The organism is Pseudomonas sp. LS1212, assembly GCF_024741815.1.
Classification (GTDB): domain Bacteria; phylum Pseudomonadota; class Gammaproteobacteria; order Pseudomonadales; family Pseudomonadaceae; genus Aquipseudomonas.
The window spans coordinates 2,025,957-2,045,035 of the sequence record NZ_CP102951.1; the positions used below are offsets into that span (position 1 = coordinate 2,025,957).

The window sequence follows — 19,079 nt, forward strand, 5'->3', positions numbered from 1 at the left end:
GGATATGACCATGCAAACTGAACAAACCTTGACGGGCGGCCAGGCGCTGGTGCGCTTGTTGGCCAACTACGGTGTCGACACCGTGTTCGGCATTCCCGGGGTGCATACCCTGGAGCTCTATCGCGGCTTGCCCGGCAGTGGCATCCGCCATGTGCTGACGCGCCACGAACAGGGCGCCGGCTTCATGGCCGATGGCTATGCGCGGGTCAGCGGCAAGCCGGGGGTGTGCTTCATCATCACCGGTCCCGGCGTGACCAATGCCGCGACGGCCATCGGCCAGGCCTATGCCGATTCGATCCCGATGCTGGTGATTTCCAGCGTCAACCATACCGCCAGCCTGGGCAAGGGTTGGGGCTGTCTGCACGAGACCCAGGATCAGCGTGCCATGACGGCGCCGATCACCGCGTTCTCGGCGGTCGCTTTGAGTGCTGAAGACTTGCCCGAGCTGATTGCGCGGGCCTATGCAGTGTTCGACAGTGAACGACCGCGCCCGGTACACATCTCGGTACCCCTCGATGTGCTGTCGGCCAAGGTCGCTCGCGACTGGAGCAATGAGGTCGTACGGCGACCAGGCCGTGGCGTGCCGTCGGCTGATGCGTTGAGCGCTGCCGTGGCAAAGCTGCAGGCTGCGCGCAAGCCGATGATTATCGCCGGTGGCGGTGCAATCGACGCAGGCCAGGAACTCGAGGCGCTGAGCACGCGTCTGGCCGCGCCATTTTTTACCAGTGTCGCCGGCAAGGGCCTGCTGGCGCCGGATGCGCCCTTGAACGCCGGATCAACCCTGTGCGTGCAGCCGGGCTGGGATTTGATTGCCCAGGCCGATGTGCTGCTCGCCATCGGCACTGAAATGGCCGATACCGATTACTGGCGCGAGCGCTTGCCGCTCAATGCCGAAATCATTCGGGTGGATATCGATTCGCGCAAGTTCAATGACTTCTATCCCTGCGCCTTGGCCTTGCAGGGCGATGCGCGGGAAACCGCTGCCGCATTGCTGGCACGTCTGCCCGAGGTTGCACGCGACAGCAGCGCCGCAGTGGCTGCCGTGAGTGCGCTGCGTACAGCGATCAAGTCTGGGCACGGGCCACTGCAGGCGATCCATCAGTCGATCCTGGACCGTATCCATGCGGTGCTGCCGGACAACGCGTTCATCAGCAGTGACATGACTCAACTGGCCTACACCGGCAATTACGCCTTCGCCAGCAATGCCCCGCGCAGCTGGTTGCACCCGACCGGTTACGGCACCCTCGGTTACGGCCTGCCGGCCGGCATCGGTGCCAAGTTCGGCGCGCCCGGGCGGCCGGGGCTGGTGTTGGTCGGCGACGGTGGCTTCCTTTACACCGCCCAGGAGCTGGCCACGGCAACCGAAGAGCTGGACAGCCCGCTGGTGGTACTGCTGTGGAACAACGATGCGCTCGGCCAGATCCGCGACGACATGCTCGGGCTGGATATCGAACCGATCGGCGTGTTGCCGCGCAACCCGAATTTCGCAGGTCTGGGCCGGGCATTCGGCTGCACCGTCAAACAGCCGCAAAGCCTCGATGCGTTGCAGGAGGATCTACGCGCAGGATTCAGCCGAAACGGTGTGACGCTGATCGAATTACGACACAAATACGCCTGTTGAGGGTCCGTAAAATCCTGCGGCGACCACCTGTTTGGTGTAGCCGCAGTCCATCGAACCCACAGTGCTTGATCAAAATAATAAGGATCGTTTCCATGCCCTTTACCCGTACTCTCCTGGCGCTTTCCCTTGGTCTGGTCTTCTTGCAGAGCCAGGTCCAAGCTGCACCACCGCTGACACTGAACAACGGTACCGCCGAGTTGACGGCGCAAAACAGCAACGCCTGGGTCGAGGTCAACAAGGCGGCGCTGGAGCACAATATCCAGACCCTGCAGGCGACGCTTGCCGGAAAGTCCAAGCTCTGCGCGGTACTCAAGGCTGACGCCTACGGTCATGGCATCGGCCTGGTCATGCCTTCGGTGATCAAGCTGGGCGTACCCTGCGTGGCGGTCGCCAGCAATGAAGAGATGCGCGTGGTTCGTCAGAGTGGCTTCAAGGGCCAGTTGGTCCGTGTACGCGCCGCGGCTTTGAGCGAACTGGAGGATGCACTGCAGTACAACGCCGAAGAGCTGGTCGGTAACCTCGACTTCGCTCGCCAGGCTGCCGAGCTTGCCCACAAGCACGGACGCAAGCTGCAGGTGCACATCGGGCTGAACTCCAGCGGCATGAGCCGCAACGGCCTGGAAATGGCCAGCGAGCAGGGCAAGCAGGATGCCGTGGCGATCACCAAGGTGCCGAACCTGGAGGTGGTTGCGATCATGACCCACTTCGCCGTCGAGGATAAGGACGACGTGCGCAAGGGCCTGGCGACCTTCAACGAACAGGCCGCCTGGTTGATGGACGTGGCCCGGCTCGACCGCAAGAAAATCACCCTGCACGCCGCCAACTCGTTCGCCACCCTGGAAGTGCCCGAGTCGCACCTGGACATGGTCCGCACCGGCGGCGCCCTGTTTGGCGATACCGTGGTCTCGCACACCGAGTATCAGCGGGCGATGCAGTTCAAGTCGCACGTGGCGTCGGTCAACAGTTACCCGGCCGGCAATACCGTTGGCTATGACCGTACCTACACCCTGGCGCGCGATTCGAAGCTGGCCAACATCACCGTCGGCTACTCCGATGGTTACCGCCGCGTCTTTACCAACAAGGGCGTGGTGCTGATCAATGGCCATCGCCTGCCGGTGGTGGGCAAGGTTTCGATGAATACCCTGATGGTCGATGTCACCGATGCGCCGGACGTGAAATCCGGCGATGAAGTGGTGCTGTTCGGCAAGCAGGGCGCGGGCGAAATCAGCCAGGCCGAAATCGAGGAAATCAACGGGGCCCTGTTGGCCGACCTCTACACCGTCTGGGGCAATTCAAACCCCAAGGTGCTGGTAGATAAGTAACCACTCAAGCGCTATCCATAGGGGAGAGCATCATGCGTTTTTCCGCACTGACTCAACGCATCGCCGGCGACGGCGCTGCTGCCTGGGACATTCACTACCGTGCCCTGGCCTTGCAGGAACAGGGCGAGGACATTCTGTTGCTCTCGGTCGGCGACCCGGATTTCGATACCCCGGTGCCGATCGTCGACGCAGCAGTCGAGAGCCTTCGGGCCGGCAATACCCATTACGCCGATGTCCGTGGTAAACGGGCCCTGCGTGAAAGCATTGCCAGGCGGCATCAACAGCGCAGCGGCCAGGCGGTCGACGCCGATCAGGTCGTTGTGCTGGCCGGCGCCCAGTGCGCCTTGTTCAGCGTTGCCCAGTGCGTGCTCAACCCCGGCGATGAAGTGCTCGTCGCCGAGCCGATGTATGTCACCTACGAAGCGGTGTTCGGTGCCTGTGGCGCCACAGTGATTCCGGTACCGGTGCGCTCGGAGAATGGCTTTCGGGTGCTGCCCGAAGACGTCGCCGCGCGCATCACCCCGCGCACCCGTGCGCTGGCCCTGAACAGCCCGCACAACCCGTCGGGTGCAAGTCTGCCACGGGCCACCTGGGAGGCGCTTGCCGAGCTGTGCATTGCCCATGATCTATGGCTGATCTCCGACGAGGTCTACAGCGAACTGCTGTTCGACGGCGAACATGTCAGCCCGGGCAGTTTGCCTGGCATGGCCGAGCGCACCGCGACCCTGAACAGTTTGTCGAAATCCCATGCCATGACCGGTTGGCGAGTCGGCTGGGTGGTGGCGCCGTCGGCATTGACCGCGCACCTGGAAAACCTCGCGTTGTGCATGCTCTACGGTTCGCCGGATTTCATCCAGGACGCCGCGGTCGTGGCCCTGGAAGCGCAGTTGCCGGAACTGGAGTCGATGCGCGAAGCCTATCGGCAGCGCCGCGACCTGGTCTGCGAAACCTTTGCGGGCTGCCTGGGCCTGCGTGCCTTGAAGCCCGATGGCGGCATGTTCGTGATGGTCGATATCCGTGAAACCGGGTTGAGTGCCCAGGAATTCTCCAACCGCCTGCTCGATCGCCATGGCGTTTCGGTGCTGGCCGGCGAAGCGTTCGGCCCGAGCGCGGCCGGGCATATCCGCCTTGGCCTGGTGCTGGGCATCGCGCAGTTGCAGGACGCCTGCCAACGTATCGCGCGCTGCGCGGCTGAACTGATGGAGCATCGCAATGCATAAACACACCGCGCTGTTTATCGACGGCGCCTGGCAGGCGCCTTCCGGGCAGGGCCTGGCCGAGGTTGTCAACCCGGCGACCGAAGCCGTGGTCGGTGTCGTGCCTTTGGGCGATGAGCGGGATGTCGACAACGCCGTCGCAGCTGCACGCAAGGCTTTCGCCAGCTGGTCGCGCACGCCCTCGAGCGTGCGTGCAGAGTACATTCGCGCCCTGGCCGATCAATTGCAGGCCCGCGCCGATGAGATGGCCGCCGTGATCACCAGCGAGCTGGGCATGCCGGTGCAATGGTGCCGTTCGGTGCAGGTCGAAGGGCCGATTGCCGGGCTGGAGCACTACATTGAAATCGCCGGGCTGATGGATGAGGTGCGTGAGGTCGGCAATTCGCTGGTGCTGCGTGAGGCGGTCGGTGTCTGCGCCTTCATCAACCCGTGGAATTATCCGCTGCATCAACTGATCGGCAAGCTGGCGCCGGCCCTGGCGGCCGGTTGCACGGTGGTGGTCAAGCCGAGCCAGGAAACGCCGCTGCACGCCTTCTTGCTGGCCGAGATGATCGACGCGATCGGGCTGCCAGCCGGGGTGTTCAACCTGGTCAGCGGGCCGGGCTCCAAGGTTGGCGAAGCCCTGGCGCGCCACCCGGACGTGGACATGGTCTCGTTCACCGGTTCCACCGGTGCCGGCGTGCGGGTTGCCCAGGCAGCGGCGCCGTCGGTCAAGCGGGTGTGCCTGGAGCTGGGCGGCAAGTCACCGCTGCTGATCGCCGAGGATGCCGACCTGGCGGCGGCGGTACGCTACGGTGTGCAGGACGTGATGATCAACTCGGGGCAGACCTGCACCGCCTTGACTCGCATGCTGTTACCGGCCAGCCGCTATGCCGAGGCGCTGGAAATCGCTCGGGCCGAGTGCGAAAACCTGCGCATGGGCGACCCGCTCGACCCGCAAAGCTTCCTCGGGCCGATGTGTTCGGCGGCCCAGCGGCGCACGGTGCGCGAGTACATCCAGATCGGCCTGCAAGAGGGCGCACGCTTGCTCTGCGGAGGTGACGAAACACCAGCTGAGCTGGAGCGCGGTTACTACGTCAAGCCGACCCTGTTTGCCGACGTCGACAACCGGATGCGCATCGCCCAGGAAGAAATCTTCGGGCCGGTGCTGTGCCTGATTCCGTATACCGATGAGGCGCATGCGATCGAGTTGGCCAACGATTCACCGTTTGGCCTGTCCAGCGGCGTCTGGGCCGGTTCCCCGGCGCGTGCATTGGAACTGGCGCGGCAACTGCGCGCCGGGCAGTGCTTCCTCAACGGCGGCGCGTTCAACTACCAGGCGCCGTTCGGTGGCTACAAGCAGTCGGGCAACGGCCGTGAGTGGGGCGAGGAAGGGCTGGCCGAGTTCGTCGAAATCAAGGCCATTCAACGCTGAGCTTCGAGCGGCGTGTCGAAGGCGACGAACAGCTGATCGGCGGTGATCTTGCCCAGGTCCAGCCGGACATTGTTTTCCAGCATGGCGAAAAGGTTGGTGAAGACCTCGAAGACCTTGCAATGGTCCTCCATGCCGGAAAACGGGTTGTCGATTTTCTCGGCGATCAGCGAGCTTTCCTGCACTGCGTCATACACCTCGCGCAGGGTGATCTGACTGGCCGGCCTGGCCAGGGTCAGGCCGCCCCGGGCACCCCGATACGACTTCAGAATATTGGCCTTGACCATCTGCGAGACCAGGTTGCGCACGCGGGTAGGGTGGGTCTTGACCCACTTGGCGATGGTTTCGGTGCGCAGTTTCTGCGGCGCGTTGGCAGCGACGAACGACAGGATGTAGGACGCTGTGATCAGGCGGGTCGACTGGCTCATGAGGCGGTTAGGCTCCCAGGGTTGGGCAAAGTATGTGTGAGAGCATCTCAGGCATTTTCGGCGCTGTGAATATTATCCGCTCAAACGATGAAAGTGGGTTTCAAATTGTTAATGTGTTTGCTACGTTAACAATTAGAAGGCTAGCAGCTTCCGCAAAAAACGTAAGGCTCTTCTAACGATCAACGCCGATCAATGTAGCCGCTGCCGAAGGCTGCGCTGGGGCCGCAAGGCCCCCGGGGATTTCGAGATTTTGCGCCTGCCGTGCAGGCGAGCGCAGCCTGCGGCAGCGGCTACATGTGCGTGTCAGCAACTCCGCGTTTTAACGACAGGGGCAATGCAATGAGCGATAACAACAACAAGATTACTCAAGCACTTCAAAACGGCACGCTTCACCGCCGCGATTTCCTCAAGTACAGCATGGCGGCGGGGTTGGCAGGCGCCGCGTTGTCCATGGGCCTGCCGATGGGCGCCTTTGCCCAGGAGGCCACGCCAAAAGCGGGTGGGGTATTGCGCCTGGGCCTGGCCGGGGCCAGCACCACTGACTCCTATGATCCAGGTTCCTGGAGCGACACCTTTACCTTTGTCGGCTTCTCGGCGGTATACAACACCCTGGTCGAAATTGCCGTGGATGGCACCGCCATTCCGGAGCTCGCCGAAAGCTGGACGTCCTCGCCCGATGCCAGGGTCTGGACCTTCAAGCTGCGCCAGGGCGTGCAGTTCCACAACGGCAAGAGCCTGACCGTCGATGACGTGGTTGCCTCGATCAATCACCACTTGGGTGATGCCTCCACCTCTGCGGCCAAGACTGTGTTGGGTGACGTGGCCAAGGTCCGCGCCGACGGCAGCGACAGCGTGGCCTTCGAGTTGCACTCGGGCAATGCCGATTTCCCCTATGTGGTCGCCGACTACCACCTGGCAATCATGCCGAGCAAGGACGGCGTCGCCGACTGGCGTGCCGGCGTCGGCACCGGCGGCTACAGCATCAAGGCCTTCGAGCCGGGCGTGCGCATGGCGCTGGAACGCAACCCCAATTACTGGAAGCCGGGCCGGGCGCATTTCGCCAGTGCCGAGCTGATCGGTATCGCCGACGGCGCGGCGCGGATCAATGCGCTGGTGACCGGTGAAGTCGATGTGATCAACAAGGTCGACCTCAAGACCGTCGGCCTGCTCAAGCGCAACCCGAACCTGGTGATCGAGGAAACCAAGGGGGCGCAGCACTACACCTTCCCGATGCTCTGCGACAGCCAGGAGTTCAAGAACAACGATATCCGCATGGCCATGAAACACGGCATCGACCGTGATGTCATGCTTGGCACCGTGTTGCACGGCTACGGCCTGGTCGGCAACGACCACCCGATCCAGCCCGGCAGCCGCTTCCTCAACACTGCGCTGGAGCAGCGCAAGTACGATCCGGACAAGGCGCGTTTCTACCTGAAAAAGGCCGGCGTCGATACGTTCAAGGTCCGCCTGCAAGCCTCCGATGCGGCCTATGCCGGCGCCGTGGATGCCTCGGTGCTGTTCAAGGAGCAGGCGCGCAAGGCTGGCATCGACATCGATGTGGTGCGCGAACCGGCCGACGGTTACTTCTCCAATGTCTGGAACAAGCAACCCTTCACCAGCTCCTTCTGGTACAGCAGCCTGACCGCCGACCGCATGTTCAGCATCGGTTACGCCAAGGGCGCGGCCTGGAACGAGACCCACTGGGACAATGCCCGTTTCAACCAATTGCTCAACGCCGCCCGCGGCGAGCTCAACGACCCGCTGCGCCGTGAGATGTACAACGAGATGCAGCAGATCTGCCGCGACGACAGCGGTGCCATCGTGCCGTTGTTCGCAAGCTCCGTGGCAGCGCGTTCCAACCGCGTCAGCCATGGCCCGCAAACGGCACCTTACGGCGAGCTCGATGGCTTGCGGGTGATCGAGCGCTGGTGGCAGGCCTGATCGACTGATCGCTTGCAGGAAAGCCGGGTTGTGTTCACGCGAGGAGTAGTGCGGTGAAGAGTATTTGCACGTTGTTGCTGCAGCGCCTGGCGCTGGGGTTGTTATCGTTGTTCGCCGTCTCGGTGATCATCTTCCTGGCCGTCGGCATGCTGCCGGGCGACGTTGCCCAGGCCATGCTCGGCCAGTCCGCCACGGCAGAAACCGTGGCGGCGTTCCGCGCCCAGCTGGGGCTGGATTTGCCGCCGCTGACGCGTTTCGGTCAGTGGATCTGGCATTTCCTGCAAGGTGACCTGGGCACTTCGCTGGCCAACCAGCGGCCTATCGCCGAACTGGTCGGCACGCGGCTGGGCAACACCCTGTCGCTGGCTGCACTGGCTGCACTGGTCTCAGTACCGCTGGCGTTGCTGCTGGGGATGCTCGCGGCGCTGTACCGCAATTCCTGGTTCGATCGCCTGCTCAACACCTCGGCCTTGAGTGCGGTGTCGTTTCCCGAGTTCTTCGTGGCCTATCTGCTGATCCTGTTTTTCTCGGTGAAGCTCAACTGGTTCCCGAGCATCTCCAACCTGGCGCCGGATGCGTCCTTCGGTGATGTCCTGGAGCGCTCGGTGCTGCCGGTGGCGACCCTGAGCCTGGTGGTCATTGCGCAGATGATGCGCATGACCCGGGCCTCGCTGATCAACCTGTTGGCCAGCCCGTACATCGAAATGGCGCGGCTCAAGGGCATCAGCCAGACGCGGATCATCTTCAGGCACGCCTTGCCCAATGCGCTGGCGCCGATCGTCAACGTGGTGGCGCTGAACCTGGCCTACCTGGTGGTCGGCGTCGTCGTGGTCGAAGTGGTCTTCGTCTACCCGGGGCTGGGCCAGTTGCTGGTGGACTCGGTGGCCAAGCGCGACATTCCGGTGGTGCAGGCTTGCAGCCTGATCTTCGCGGCGACCTACGTGTTGCTCAATACCCTGGCCGATGTGCTGTCCATCGCCAGCAACCCACGTCTGATGCATCCGAAGGGGTAGTCCATGAAGCGTCTGCTCAATGAATTGATCAGGGCGCCGCTGAGTGCGCAATTCGGCATCGCGGTGATCCTGTTGTACATCCTCGTGGCGCTGTTCGCCCCGGTGCTGGCGCCTTTTGGCGAAACCGAAGTGGTCGGCGAAGGCTTCGCGCCCTGGGGCGGGCAGTTCCTGCTGGGAACCGACAACCTTGGCCGGGACATGTTCAGCCGCCTGGTCTATGGCGCACGCAACACCCTGGGCATTGCCTTCCTGACCACCGTGCTGGCGTTCCTGCTCGGTGGCACCTGCGGCCTGATCGCGGCGATCAAGGGCGGTTGGGTCGACCAGGGCCTGTCGCGGGTCGTCGATATTCTGATGGCCATTCCGCAACTGATTTTCGCCTTGCTGATTCTCAGCGTGGTCGGCACCACCGCCACCTCGCTGGTGCTGGTGATTGCCTTGCTCGACGCCACCCGGGTGTTTCGCCTGGCACGGGCGGTGGCCATGACCGTGGTGGTCCAGGACTTCGTCGAGGCGGCGCGCCTGCGGGGTGAAGGCCTGTGGTGGCTGGTGACGCGCGAAGTATTGCCCAATGCCGCCGCGCCACTGATCGCTGAATTCGGTCTGCGCTTTTGCTTTGTTTTCCTGTTTATCAGTGCGCTGTCGTTCCTCGGCCTGGGTATTCAGCCGCCGACGGCCGACTGGGGCAGCATGGTCCGTGACAACGCGGTGCTGATCACCTTTGGCGATATCAGCCCGCTGCTGCCGGCACTGGCGGTGGCCTTGATCACCGTGAGCGTGAATTTCGTCGTCGACTGGATGCTGCATAAATCCAGCGGGCTCAAGGAGTGCTGAGCATGAACAAACCATTAGAGCGTGGCGCAGCACCCTTGTTGACCATCCGCGACCTGCAGATCGAAGGGCATTACGAAGAGGCCTGGCACCCGCTGGTCAAGGGCATCGACCTGACCCTGCAGCGTGGCGAGGTGCTGGGCTTGATCGGCGAGTCCGGCGCGGGCAAGTCCACTCTCGGCCTGGCGGCCATGGGCTACACCCGCGATGGCTGTCGCATCACCGGCGGCTCGGTGCAGTTTGATGGCGTGGACCTGCTCAAGGTGGCGCCCGATGCCTTGCGCAAGCTGCGTGGCACGCGCATCGCTTATGTCGCGCAGAGTGCTGCGGCGTCCTTCAACCCGGCGCATCGGCTGATCGATCAGCATGTCGAAACGGCGGTCATCAACGCCGGCATCAGCCGCGCCCAGGCCGAGGCCGAAGCCATCGAGCTGTACCGGGTGTTGCGCCTGCCGAACCCTGAAACCATCGGCCAGCGTTATCCGCATCAGGTCTCCGGTGGTCAGTTGCAGCGGGTGATGACGGCCATGGCGATGGCCTGCCACCCCGACCTGATCATCTTCGACGAGCCGACCACGGCATTGGATGTGACCACACAGATCGAAGTGCTGGCAGCCATTCGCGATGCGGTGAAGCGCTATGGCAGTGCGGCTATCTACATCAGCCATGACCTGGCGGTGGTGGCGCAGATGGCCGATCGGATCATGGTGCTGCGTCACGGCAAGCTGGTCGAAGAGGCCGAAACCCGCAAGATGCTCGCAGCGCCAGAGCAGGAATACACCAAGTCGTTGTGGGCTGTGCGCTGCTTCCGTACCGAGCCCAAGCCACGTCCGCATGGGGAGTTGCCGTTGCTGGAAGTGCGCAAGGCCTGCGCCAGCTATGGTCAGCAACCGGTCCTGCATGACGTTTCGCTCAGTCTCTACCGTGGCCAGACCCTGGCGGTGATCGGTGAGTCGGGCAGTGGCAAGAGCTCCACCGCAAGGCTGATCACCGGTCTGTTGCCACCTACTGGCGGCCAGGTGTTGTATGACGGCCACCCGCTGCCGGCCGATTTCCGTCAGCGCAGCAAGGAACAATTGCGCCGGGTCCAGATGATCTACCAGATCCCGGACACGGCCTTGAACCCGCGCCAGCGCATCGTCGACATCATCGGCCGGCCGCTGAGTTTCTATCTCGGTCTCAAGGGCAAGGCATTGCGCGATCGCGTCGCCGAACTGCTGGAAATGATCGAGCTGGATCCCGCCAAGTTCATGGAGCGCCAGCCCCGCGAGCTTTCCGGCGGGCAAAAGCAACGCATCTGCATCGCCCGCGCCCTGGCCGCCGAGCCGCAGCTGATCATCTGCGACGAGGTTACCTCGGCGCTGGACCAGTTGGTGGCCGAAGGCATCCTCAAACTGCTCGACCGGGTCCAGCGTCAGCTCGGCGTGTCCTACCTGTTCATCACCCACGATGTCGCCACCGTGCGCGCCATTGCCGATGAGGTGGTGGTGATGCAGCGGGGCAGGGTGGTCGACCACGGCGCCCGCAACGCCATTTTCACGCCACCGCATCAGGACTACACCGGCTTGTTGTTTTCTTCCGAGCCGGAAATGGACCCCGAATGGCTTGATCGCATCCTCGACCAGCGCGGCGCTCCACAGCCCCTGGTTACTCCAATCTGACATTTCAAGGAGCCACCATGAACGTACTGATCGTCCACGCTCACCCCGAGCCCAAATCCTTCACCGCCGCCCTGCGCGACCAGGCCGTGCAAACCCTGCAGGCCCAGGGGCATGAGGTGCAAGTCTCCGACCTGTATGCGATGAACTGGAACCCGATCGCCAGCGCCGACGACTTCTCCACCCGGGAAAACCCGGACTACCTGGTCTATGCCCTGGAACAACGCCTGGGCGTGAAAAGCCAGTCCCTGGCCGGCGATATCCGCCAGGAGCTGGACAAACTGCTCTGGGCCGACCTGCTGATTCTCAACTTCCCGATCTACTGGTTCTCGGCACCGGCCATGCTCAAGGGCTGGATCGACCGCGTGCTGGTTTCGGGCATCTGCTACGGCGGCAAGCGTTTCTACGACCAGGGCGGCCTGGCCGGCAAGAAGGCGCTGGTGACCGTGACCCTGGGCGGGCGCGAGCACATGTTCGGCGAAGGCGCGATCCATGGGCCGCTGGAAGACATGCTGCGGCCGATCCTGCGCGGCACCCTGGCGTATGTCGGCCTGGACGTGCTGCCACCGTTCGTGGCCTGGCACGTGCCTTACATCAGCGCCGAGGCGCGGGAGGAGTTTCTTGGGCAGTATCGCCAGCGACTGGAAAGCATCGAGCAGGATTCGCCGATTGATTTCCCGCGGTTGTCGCAGTTCGATGAGGCATTGTATCCGTTGGTCAACAATGCCTGACGGACCTAGTCACGCATCAGGGAATGCTCGTGCTTCGGAGCGCGGGCATACCAACCGTAGATTGCGATGCCGGCATAACAGGCTGCTGGCACGCTCAACGCCATCGCCAGTGTCGAGAGGTCGGCTGCGTACCCTGTCAGTGGCGGAATAAATGCCCCGCCAACAATGGCGCAACAGAACAGGCCCGAGCCTTCTGCCGCGCGGTGACCGAGCCCTGCGGTCGCAAGGGTAAAGATCGTCGGAAACATGATGGAGTTGAACAGCCCGACGGCCAGCAGCGACCATCCGGCAACAACGCCTTGTGTGGTGGCAGAGACCGTCAACAGCACAATGACTGCCGTGGCGGCAAAGGCCAGCAGTTTCCCGGGCGCGAAGGTGCGCATCAGCGCCGAGCCGATAAAGCGGCCGACCAGGGCGCCACCCCAATAGAAGGCAACATGCTTGCCCGCGGATTCGGCGGGAAGGGCCAGGGTTGTCGGCAGCATGAGGTAGTCAGTGATCAGGCTGCCAATTGTGACCTCTGCGCCGACATAGAGAAATATGCAGGCTGTGCCGAGTGCAAAGCGGGGTTGTTTTAAAAGGTTGAGCGCAGAAAGTGGGTTGAGGCGCTCGGGTCTTGTCGACGACTGCAGTTCATTTCTTTTGAGCCAGACGATCATGGCGACAAGGCAAATGAAGAGCGTAATGCCTGCATAGGTGCTACTGATCACGCTAGCTTCCTGTGCCAGGAAGGACGTCAGTTCCGATGGCGACAGTGCCGAGGTGTCCACCGCGTTCAGAGAACCCAGAATCAGGATGGCTCCCATATACGGCGCGACCGTTGTTCCCAGCGAATTGAACGCATGGCCGAGGGTGAGGCGGCCAGGGGCCGTTGCGGCCGCCCCCAACAGCGCAAGCAGCGGATTGGCAACGACCTGAACGGTTGTAACGCCAATCGCAAGCACAAAGAGGGCGCCAAGGAAGGCTGGAAACACTGCTGACTGAGTGGCGGGAATAAAGAGCAGGCATCCGGCAGCCATCAACAAGAGCCCAATGACGGCAGCTCTCATGTAGCCGATTCGCGAGATGAGCATTCCCGCGGGTATGGAGGCAACGAAGTAGGCAAAAAAGAATGAGGACTGTACAAGCATCGCCTCGGTATAGCTCAGGCTGAAGAGATGCTTCAGTTTTGGAACCAGTACGTCGTTAAGGCTGGTGATGCCGCCGAGAATGAAAAACAGCGCAAACACATAGGTGCTCATCTGTTGGGCGTGGGGTGTTGCCAAACTGTTCGTGACAGTCCCGCTGGCACTAGCGTTTGTCATCACGGGCTTCCTCTTTCTTGTGATTGTTACTTTCAAGGAATGCTCTATCGAGCCTCAGGCACCTTGACATTGAGATAGCGCAATCTTTGCTCGCTAAAGGAGCGGTCGCTGCCATCTGGTTTTTTGTCTATTGCTGCTATGGCTCACTCAATCGGTGCCCCGGGCAGGTGCGCCAGTCGTTGAGAGGGCGCTACATTAGTGCCTGGGATTTCGTTTGGCAAGCAGCTCGATTGCTTGGTTTTCGCATCAAGTGAAACGATTAATCATGGCGATTTGCCCTGATACTGCTAGCGGCCACCTTTACGACGTTACAGCAATGGATCGGAGCGAGGTTCAGCAGGTCGGGCATAACAAATGTTGTTTTATTACTACAAATCACATTGATGAAGCGATTAATCTAGTGTATTTCTAGTGTTTTGTTGGATATAAAAATAAATACTATGACCGCAATCACACTCCCCCGAAAGCAGCATCACCTCACACCCCTGGACGCGACCCAGCTCGATAGCTGGCAAGCCTTGGTTGCTCATCGCAAGGACCTGCGGCACTTCACGATGCGCCAGGCCTTTGCCGAAGACCCAAAACGCTTCGATCGTTTTTCCCTCAGTGCTTGCGGCCTGTTTCTCGACTTCTCGAAGAACCTCATCCGCGAGGACACCCTCGATCTGTTGGTCAAGCTGGCGCAGGAAGCCCAGCTCGGCGATGCCATCGATGCCATGTTCCGTGGCGATGCGATCAATGCCTCCGAGCGCCGACCGGTGCTGCACACCGCACTGCGCCGGCCTGTTGCGGACAAGGTGCTGGTCGACGGTCGGGACGTGATGCCGTCGGTTCATCGGGTGTTGCTGCAGATGACGGAGTTGGTCGGTGATGTACACAACGGCCTGCGGCGCGGTTACACCGACAGGCCGATCACTGATGTGGTGAACATAGGCATAGGCGGCTCATTCCTGGGTCCGCAATTGGTTGGCGAAGCGCTGTTGCCATTCGCTCAGAAAGGGGTGTGCTGCCATTATCTGGCGAACATCGACGGCAGCGAGTTCCGCGAACTGGTTGGTCGCCTGAGCGCTGAAACCACCCTGTTCATTGTCTCGTCCAAGACCTTCAGCACCCTCGAAACCCTGAAAAACGCGCAGGCGGCACGCGCCTGGTACCTCGCCCGGGGTGGTAGCGAGCAAGAGCTGCACCGTCACTTCATTGCCGTTTCCAACAACAAGGAGGCGGCGGTGGCTTTCGGTATGCGTGAAGAAAACATCCTGCCGATGTGGGATTGGGTCGGCGGGCGCTACTCGCTGTGGTCGGCCATCGGCTTGCCGGTCGCCATGTCCATTGGCATCTCCAATTTCAAAGAGCTGCTGTCGGGTGCATACGGCATGGACCAGCACTTCAAGGCTGCGCCCTTCCAGCGCAACATCCCGGTGCTCCTGGCGCTGTTGGGCGTCTGGTATGGCGACTTCTGGGGAGCGAAGAGCCACGCCATCCTGCCCTATGACCACTACTTGCGTAACATCACCGATCACCTGCAGCAGTTGGACATGGAGTCCAACGGCAAGAGCGTGCGCCAGGATGGTACGCCGGTCACTGCCGGCACCGGGCCGGTCATCTGGGGTGGGGTCGGCTGCAATGGTCAGCATGCCTACCATCAGTTGCTGCACCAGGGCACCCACTTGATCCCGGCAGACTTCATCGTGCCGGTAAGCAGCTACAACCCGCTGGCCGATCACCACCAATGGCTGTTCGCCAACTGCCTGTCGCAAAGCCAGGCCTTGATGGTCGGCAAGTCCCGCGGGGAAGTCGAAGCGGAGTTGCGCGCCCAGGGTTTGCTTGAAGAGGAGGTCCAGCGTTTGGCCGCCCACAAGGTGATTCCAGGGAACCGGCCGAGCAACACCCTGGTCATGGAGCGCATCAGCCCGCGCACGCTGGGGGCGTTGATTGCCATGTATGAACACAAGGTCTACGCGCAGAGCGTGCTCTGGGGGATCAATGCCTTCGACCAGTGGGGGGTGGAGCTGGGCAAGGAGCTGGGCAAGGGCGTTTATTCCCGGTTGGTGGGCAGCGAGCAATTGCCCGCCGAGGATGGCTCGACCCAGGGCTTGATCGAGTTTTTCCGTGGTCGGCATCGGGGCTAGGGCGGGCCATCAGTTAGTTTCTGGCGAGCTGTGATTTCAACCGCTCCTCAGCTAAGTCTTTGCTTCTGTTGGATAATCCCGGACAATCGCGCCCCTCTTTATGGCTGGGGCGCTGCCGTTCATGTGTTTTGATCCGCCCCGGCCATGTGTCAATGACCGGCTAGCGGAGATCTCGACCGGATGAATGACCAGGCCCAGAGCGTTGACCAACGCTTCGATTCGGCAACGGCGAGCGTTGCTACCTGGAATCGCCATGACACCACGTGGATGCTCGGCCTTTTTGGCACGGCCATCGGCGCGGGTACGCTGTTCCTGCCTATCAATGCCGGCATCGGCGGCTTCTGGCCGTTACTGATCCTGGCCTTGCTGGCGTTCCCGATGACGTTTTACGCCCACCGTGGCCTGACCCGTTTCGTGTTGTCCGGGCGTGAAGGTTCGGACATTACCGAAGTGGTCGAGGAGCATTTCGGGATCAAGGCAGGGGCGTTGATCACGCTGCTGTATTTCTTCGCGATCTTCCCGATCCTGTTGATCTACAGCGTGGCGCTGACCAATACCGTCGGCAGCTTCATGGAGCATCAACTGCATATCGCGCCGCCACCGCGGGCGATCCTGGCCTTTGTGCTGATTCTTGGCTTGTTGGCCGTGGTGCGTTGCGGCGAGCAGGTGATCGTCAAAGCCATGAGCCTGATGGTCTATCCGTTCATCGTGGCCCTGCTGTTTTTGGCGGTGTTCCTGGTTCCGCACTGGAACGGCGGCATCCTGGCCACCGCGACGACCCTGCCATCCTCCTCGGCGTTGCTGCACACCTTGTGGCTGGCGATTCCGGTAATGGTGTTTTCGTTCAACCACTCGCCGATCATTTCGGCCTTCGCGGTGGATCAGAAACGTCGTTATGGTGAGCATGCCCAAGAGCGTAGTTCGCAGATCCTCGGGCGTGCCCACGGCCTGATGGTGGTCATGGTGCTGTTCTTCGTCTTCAGTTGCGTGCTGACCCTGTCGCCGGCACAACTGGCCGAGGCCAAGGCGCAGAACCTGTCGATCCTGTCGTACCTGGCCAACCACTTCAGCAACCCGACTATCGCCTTTGCTGCGCCGTTGATTGCCTTCGTGGCGATTGCCAAGTCGTTCCTGGGTCACTACATCGGTGCCAGCGAAGGCCTCAAGGGCTTGATCGTCAAGAGCGGTCGGTGCCCGGCGGCCAAGACTCTGGACCGGGTGACCGCCGCCTTCATGCTGGTGGTGTGCTGGCTGGTGGCCACGTTGAACCCGAGCATTCTCGGCATGATCGAGACCCTGGGCGGGCCGATCATTGCGGCCTTGCTGTTCCTGATGCCGATGTACGCGATTCGCCGGGTACCGGCCATGCGCCGCTATGCCGGGCACGCTTCGAACGTGTTCGTGGTGGCAGTGGGGTTGGTGGCGATTTCGGCGTTGATTTATTCGTTGTCGGTTTAAGCTCGCGTATTGCGACCGCTTTGCGGTCGTTTCGCTGGCAAGCCAGCTCCCACATGCCCCTGTGGGAGCTGGCCGGGCGGCGCTCCGCTTGCCAGCGATGAGGCCCTTGATTCACATTCATTCCCACATTCCTGCCCATTCTTTGCCATGCTGATAGATGCACTCATCGCTGGCAAAGGAGTTCGGCTATGGACGAAATTCAGCAACTGGGCGAAATGCTGCGCCAACATGCCCTCAGCGAAGAGCACAAGAAGCGCCAGTTCGAAGAGCAGGCCGCAGCCTGGGCTGCCAGTGTCGCGCGGTTGTATGCCGATATCGAGCAGTGGCTACAGCCAGTTCAGAGCGAGGGATTGCTGGAGGTCCAGCGCGAGCCCTATATCGCCTCCAGTTCGGCGTTCCCGGTCACTGTCTCGCCTTTCGCCGCCGAGAAGCTCGGCGTGACCATTACCGGCAAGACCGTCGAACTGGTGCCCGAAGTCATGGGGGCCAAGGGTTCGATCACGATTTCGGTGGTAGGCCTGCCTTCGGATCGCTACGGGAGCATCTCGCTGATCTGCCTGCCGCCGTCCACCAACTGGTTGTGGCGCAAGGACCGCGGTATCAAGGAGCCTGATCTGTTTCCTTTTACCGCCGATTTCTTTGCCCTGCAGCTGCAGAGCCTGATACCCAAGTTGCGCGAGCAGGCTGAACCGCCCGCGCCCTAGGGCGAGCCACGGGCTGACGAACGGATTGGGGGTCATTAGTGCGACGGGAATTGGTGATGCCTGCATATTTCATGAAGTTAACGATGATGAATCGTTTCACTAAAAAATTGATTTGCCGAGTCAATCGGTGTTCCGGCACCGATTGACCGAATTGTCGGGGGATCGTTTGCGAGCGGGGGGGTGTCAGGGGTATATACAGAAGGATACATCTAATGCGATGCAGCGGATCAGTAGCCAGGATTCCGTTGCCATCAGCGGCGAGCGTTGCACTTTTTGCGGTTTCTGCCTGAGGAAATGAACCATGATGACTCTAGGTCTTTGCCCGCTGGAACTACGCAACATCATTGAATGCGCCTTCCTGCCTCTGCAATGTACCTGCACATGCGCGCCTGATCAGTCGCTGACTGTGCAGATCAACGATCCGGTTACCGGTCGTGTCGATTTGCTGGAGGCGGGAATTTCCATGGATCGCCTGTCCAGCAGTCATGACATCTTGAAACTGGTCGATGAGTTGCGTGAGCGTCTGGAGCGCAACCGGCATACCTTCCCGCATGCGAAAACGGGTTGACCGTCCGGGCCGATTCCAGAAATGCCACATTCTTGTCCGATGCTGCTTCCCGCACGCCGTTCAGTCTTGAACCGGGGTGCGGGAAGCTGTCCGTGAGTTCAACATTTTCTTGCAGGCCCATAGGTGCAGCAGCACTTTCGTGTTTAACTTTGCGGCTCAACCAAAAACCCTTCAGAAGGACTTCGTTCATGGCTCAAGTGACTCTCAAAGGCAATCCTGTACAGGTCAACGGTCAACTGCCGCAGGCAGGTTCCCAGGCACCGGCATTCTCGCTGGTTGGCGAAGGTCTGGCTGATGTGACGCTGAAGGATTTCGCCGGAAAGCGCAAAGTGCTGAACATCTTCCCAAGCATCGATACCCCGACCTGCGCCACCTCGGTTCGCACGTTCAATGCCAAGGCCAATGACGCGGCAAACACCGTAGTACTCTGCATTTCGGCCGACTTGCCGTTTGCCCAGGCGCGTTTCTGCGGCGCCGAAGGTCTGGAGAACGTCAAGAACCTGTCCACCTTGCGTGGTCGCGAGTTCATCGAGAATTACGGCGTAGCCATCGCCGACGGCCCGCTGGCCGGCCTGACCGCCCGCGCCGTGGTGGTGCTGGACGAGAACGACAAGGTCCTGCACAGCGAGCTGGTCAAGGAGATCGCTGAGGAGCCGAACTACGAAGCAGCCCTGGCCGTTCTGAAATAATATCGTTGCTGTTTGCGACGGCCTGGCTCTGTCCAGGCCGTTTTTGTTTGCGGT

General features: G+C 61.5%; 16 protein-coding genes. 14 read left to right on the forward strand and 2 right to left on the reverse strand.

Annotated features, from left to right (window positions below; all coding sequences use genetic code 11):
• Nucleotides 1-4 precede the first annotated feature (4 nt).
• From NVV94_RS09570 to NVV94_RS09585, 4 genes are all read left to right on the forward strand, one after another.
• Nucleotides 5-1,621, forward strand: a complete 1,617-nt coding sequence (locus tag NVV94_RS09570; protein WP_408733458.1) for a 5-guanidino-2-oxopentanoate decarboxylase — start codon at nt 5-7, stop codon at nt 1,619-1,621.
• A 92-nt stretch (nt 1,622-1,713) separates the two neighbouring features.
• Nucleotides 1,714-2,943 carry an alanine racemase gene (gene alr / locus NVV94_RS09575; protein WP_258446936.1) on the forward strand — a complete coding sequence of 410 codons (1,230 nt, stop codon included), beginning with the start codon at nt 1,714-1,716 and terminating at the stop codon, nt 2,941-2,943.
• Between the two features lie 32 nt (nt 2,944-2,975).
• A complete protein-coding gene (locus NVV94_RS09580) occupies nt 2,976-4,163 on the forward strand; it encodes a pyridoxal phosphate-dependent aminotransferase (protein ID WP_258446937.1) in 1,188 nt (395 codons plus the stop codon).
• On the forward strand, nt 4,156-5,574 hold the full coding sequence (locus NVV94_RS09585) for an aldehyde dehydrogenase family protein (protein WP_258446938.1): 1,419 nt from the start codon (nt 4,156-4,158) through the stop codon (nt 5,572-5,574). Before NVV94_RS09580 ends, NVV94_RS09585 begins: the two co-directional genes overlap by 8 nt.
• On the opposite strand, the gene NVV94_RS09590 is transcribed toward NVV94_RS09585, so the two are convergent.
• Nucleotides 5,565-5,999, reverse strand: a complete 435-nt coding sequence (locus NVV94_RS09590) for an Rrf2 family transcriptional regulator (RefSeq protein WP_258446939.1) — start codon at nt 5,997-5,999, stop codon at nt 5,565-5,567. The two genes, NVV94_RS09585 and NVV94_RS09590, sit on opposite strands and share 10 nt — an antisense overlap.
• 339 nt (nt 6,000-6,338) lie before the next feature.
• Between NVV94_RS09590 and NVV94_RS09595 the strand changes: the two genes are divergently transcribed.
• The 5 genes from NVV94_RS09595 to NVV94_RS09615 are packed head-to-tail and all read left to right on the forward strand — an operon-like array spanning nt 6,339 to nt 12,173.
• On the forward strand, nt 6,339-7,940 hold the full coding sequence (locus NVV94_RS09595) for an ABC transporter substrate-binding protein (RefSeq protein ID WP_258446940.1): 1,602 nt from the start codon (nt 6,339-6,341) through the stop codon (nt 7,938-7,940).
• 53 nt (nt 7,941-7,993) lie between these two features.
• Entirely contained in the window at nt 7,994-8,953 is a 960-nt protein-coding gene (locus tag NVV94_RS09600; RefSeq protein ID WP_258446941.1) for an ABC transporter permease, read from the forward strand.
• Between the two features lie 3 nt (nt 8,954-8,956).
• On the forward strand, nt 8,957-9,787 hold the full coding sequence (locus tag NVV94_RS09605; RefSeq protein ID WP_258446942.1) for an ABC transporter permease: 831 nt from the start codon (nt 8,957-8,959) through the stop codon (nt 9,785-9,787).
• A 2-nt stretch (nt 9,788-9,789) separates the two neighbouring features.
• A complete protein-coding gene (locus tag NVV94_RS09610) occupies nt 9,790-11,445 on the forward strand; it encodes an ABC transporter ATP-binding protein (protein WP_258446943.1) in 1,656 nt (551 codons plus the stop codon).
• A gap of 17 nt (nt 11,446-11,462) precedes the next feature.
• On the forward strand, nt 11,463-12,173 hold the full coding sequence (locus tag NVV94_RS09615) for an NAD(P)H-dependent oxidoreductase (RefSeq protein ID WP_258446944.1): 711 nt from the start codon (nt 11,463-11,465) through the stop codon (nt 12,171-12,173).
• A gap of 5 nt (nt 12,174-12,178) precedes the next feature.
• Here the strand turns inward: NVV94_RS09615 and NVV94_RS09620 are convergent, their stop codons facing one another.
• Nucleotides 12,179-13,477 carry a sugar MFS transporter gene (locus tag NVV94_RS09620; RefSeq protein WP_258446945.1) on the reverse strand — a complete coding sequence of 433 codons (1,299 nt, stop codon included), beginning with the start codon at nt 13,475-13,477 and terminating at the stop codon, nt 12,179-12,181.
• 440 nt (nt 13,478-13,917) lie between these two features.
• Here NVV94_RS09620 and pgi point away from each other — a divergent pair, with 440 nt between their 5' ends.
• The 5 genes from pgi to tpx all read left to right on the forward strand — a co-directional run bounded on the left by pgi (nt 13,918) and on the right by tpx (nt 19,025).
• Nucleotides 13,918-15,606, forward strand: a complete 1,689-nt coding sequence (gene pgi, locus NVV94_RS09625; protein WP_258446946.1) for a glucose-6-phosphate isomerase — start codon at nt 13,918-13,920, stop codon at nt 15,604-15,606.
• 180 nt (nt 15,607-15,786) lie between these two features.
• Nucleotides 15,787-17,064 (forward strand): serine/threonine transporter, encoded by a 1,278-nt coding sequence (locus tag NVV94_RS09630; protein WP_258446947.1) that lies wholly within the window; start codon nt 15,787-15,789, stop codon nt 17,062-17,064.
• Nucleotides 17,065-17,252: 188 nt separating this feature from the next.
• The gene (locus NVV94_RS09635) at nt 17,253-17,768 is read left to right on the forward strand and encodes a hypothetical protein (RefSeq protein ID WP_258446948.1); all 516 of its coding nucleotides are present in this window, start codon (nt 17,253-17,255) and stop codon (nt 17,766-17,768) included.
• Between the two features lie 301 nt (nt 17,769-18,069).
• Nucleotides 18,070-18,336, forward strand: a complete 267-nt coding sequence (locus tag NVV94_RS09640; protein WP_258446949.1) for a DUF1652 domain-containing protein — start codon at nt 18,070-18,072, stop codon at nt 18,334-18,336.
• 188 nt (nt 18,337-18,524) lie between these two features.
• Nucleotides 18,525-19,025: a thiol peroxidase gene (tpx, locus tag NVV94_RS09645; protein WP_258446950.1), complete on the forward strand. Its 501-nt coding sequence runs from the start codon at nt 18,525-18,527 to the stop codon at nt 19,023-19,025.
• The last annotated feature ends 54 nt before the right edge of the window (nt 19,026-19,079 follow it).

Coding starts and splice junctions, on each gene's coding strand:
- NVV94_RS09570 (WP_408733458.1), top strand. CDS start 5: ATGACCATGCAAACTGAACAAACCTTGACGGGCGGCCAGGCGCTGGTG.
- alr (WP_258446936.1), top strand. CDS start 1,714: ATGCCCTTTACCCGTACTCTCCTGGCGCTTTCCCTTGGTCTGGTCTTC.
- NVV94_RS09580 (WP_258446937.1), top strand. CDS start 2,976: ATGCGTTTTTCCGCACTGACTCAACGCATCGCCGGCGACGGCGCTGCT.
- NVV94_RS09585 (WP_258446938.1), top strand. CDS start 4,156: ATGCATAAACACACCGCGCTGTTTATCGACGGCGCCTGGCAGGCGCCT.
- NVV94_RS09590 (WP_258446939.1), bottom strand. CDS start 5,999: ATGAGCCAGTCGACCCGCCTGATCACAGCGTCCTACATCCTGTCGTTC.
- NVV94_RS09595 (WP_258446940.1), top strand. CDS start 6,339: ATGAGCGATAACAACAACAAGATTACTCAAGCACTTCAAAACGGCACG.
- NVV94_RS09605 (WP_258446942.1), top strand. CDS start 8,957: ATGAAGCGTCTGCTCAATGAATTGATCAGGGCGCCGCTGAGTGCGCAA.
- NVV94_RS09610 (WP_258446943.1), top strand. CDS start 9,790: ATGAACAAACCATTAGAGCGTGGCGCAGCACCCTTGTTGACCATCCGC.
- NVV94_RS09615 (WP_258446944.1), top strand. CDS start 11,463: ATGAACGTACTGATCGTCCACGCTCACCCCGAGCCCAAATCCTTCACC.
- NVV94_RS09620 (WP_258446945.1), bottom strand. CDS start 13,477: ATGACAAACGCTAGTGCCAGCGGGACTGTCACGAACAGTTTGGCAACA.
- pgi (WP_258446946.1), top strand. CDS start 13,918: ATGACCGCAATCACACTCCCCCGAAAGCAGCATCACCTCACACCCCTG.
- NVV94_RS09630 (WP_258446947.1), top strand. CDS start 15,787: ATGAATGACCAGGCCCAGAGCGTTGACCAACGCTTCGATTCGGCAACG.
- NVV94_RS09635 (WP_258446948.1), top strand. CDS start 17,253: ATGGACGAAATTCAGCAACTGGGCGAAATGCTGCGCCAACATGCCCTC.
- NVV94_RS09640 (WP_258446949.1), top strand. CDS start 18,070: ATGATGACTCTAGGTCTTTGCCCGCTGGAACTACGCAACATCATTGAA.
- tpx (WP_258446950.1), top strand. CDS start 18,525: ATGGCTCAAGTGACTCTCAAAGGCAATCCTGTACAGGTCAACGGTCAA.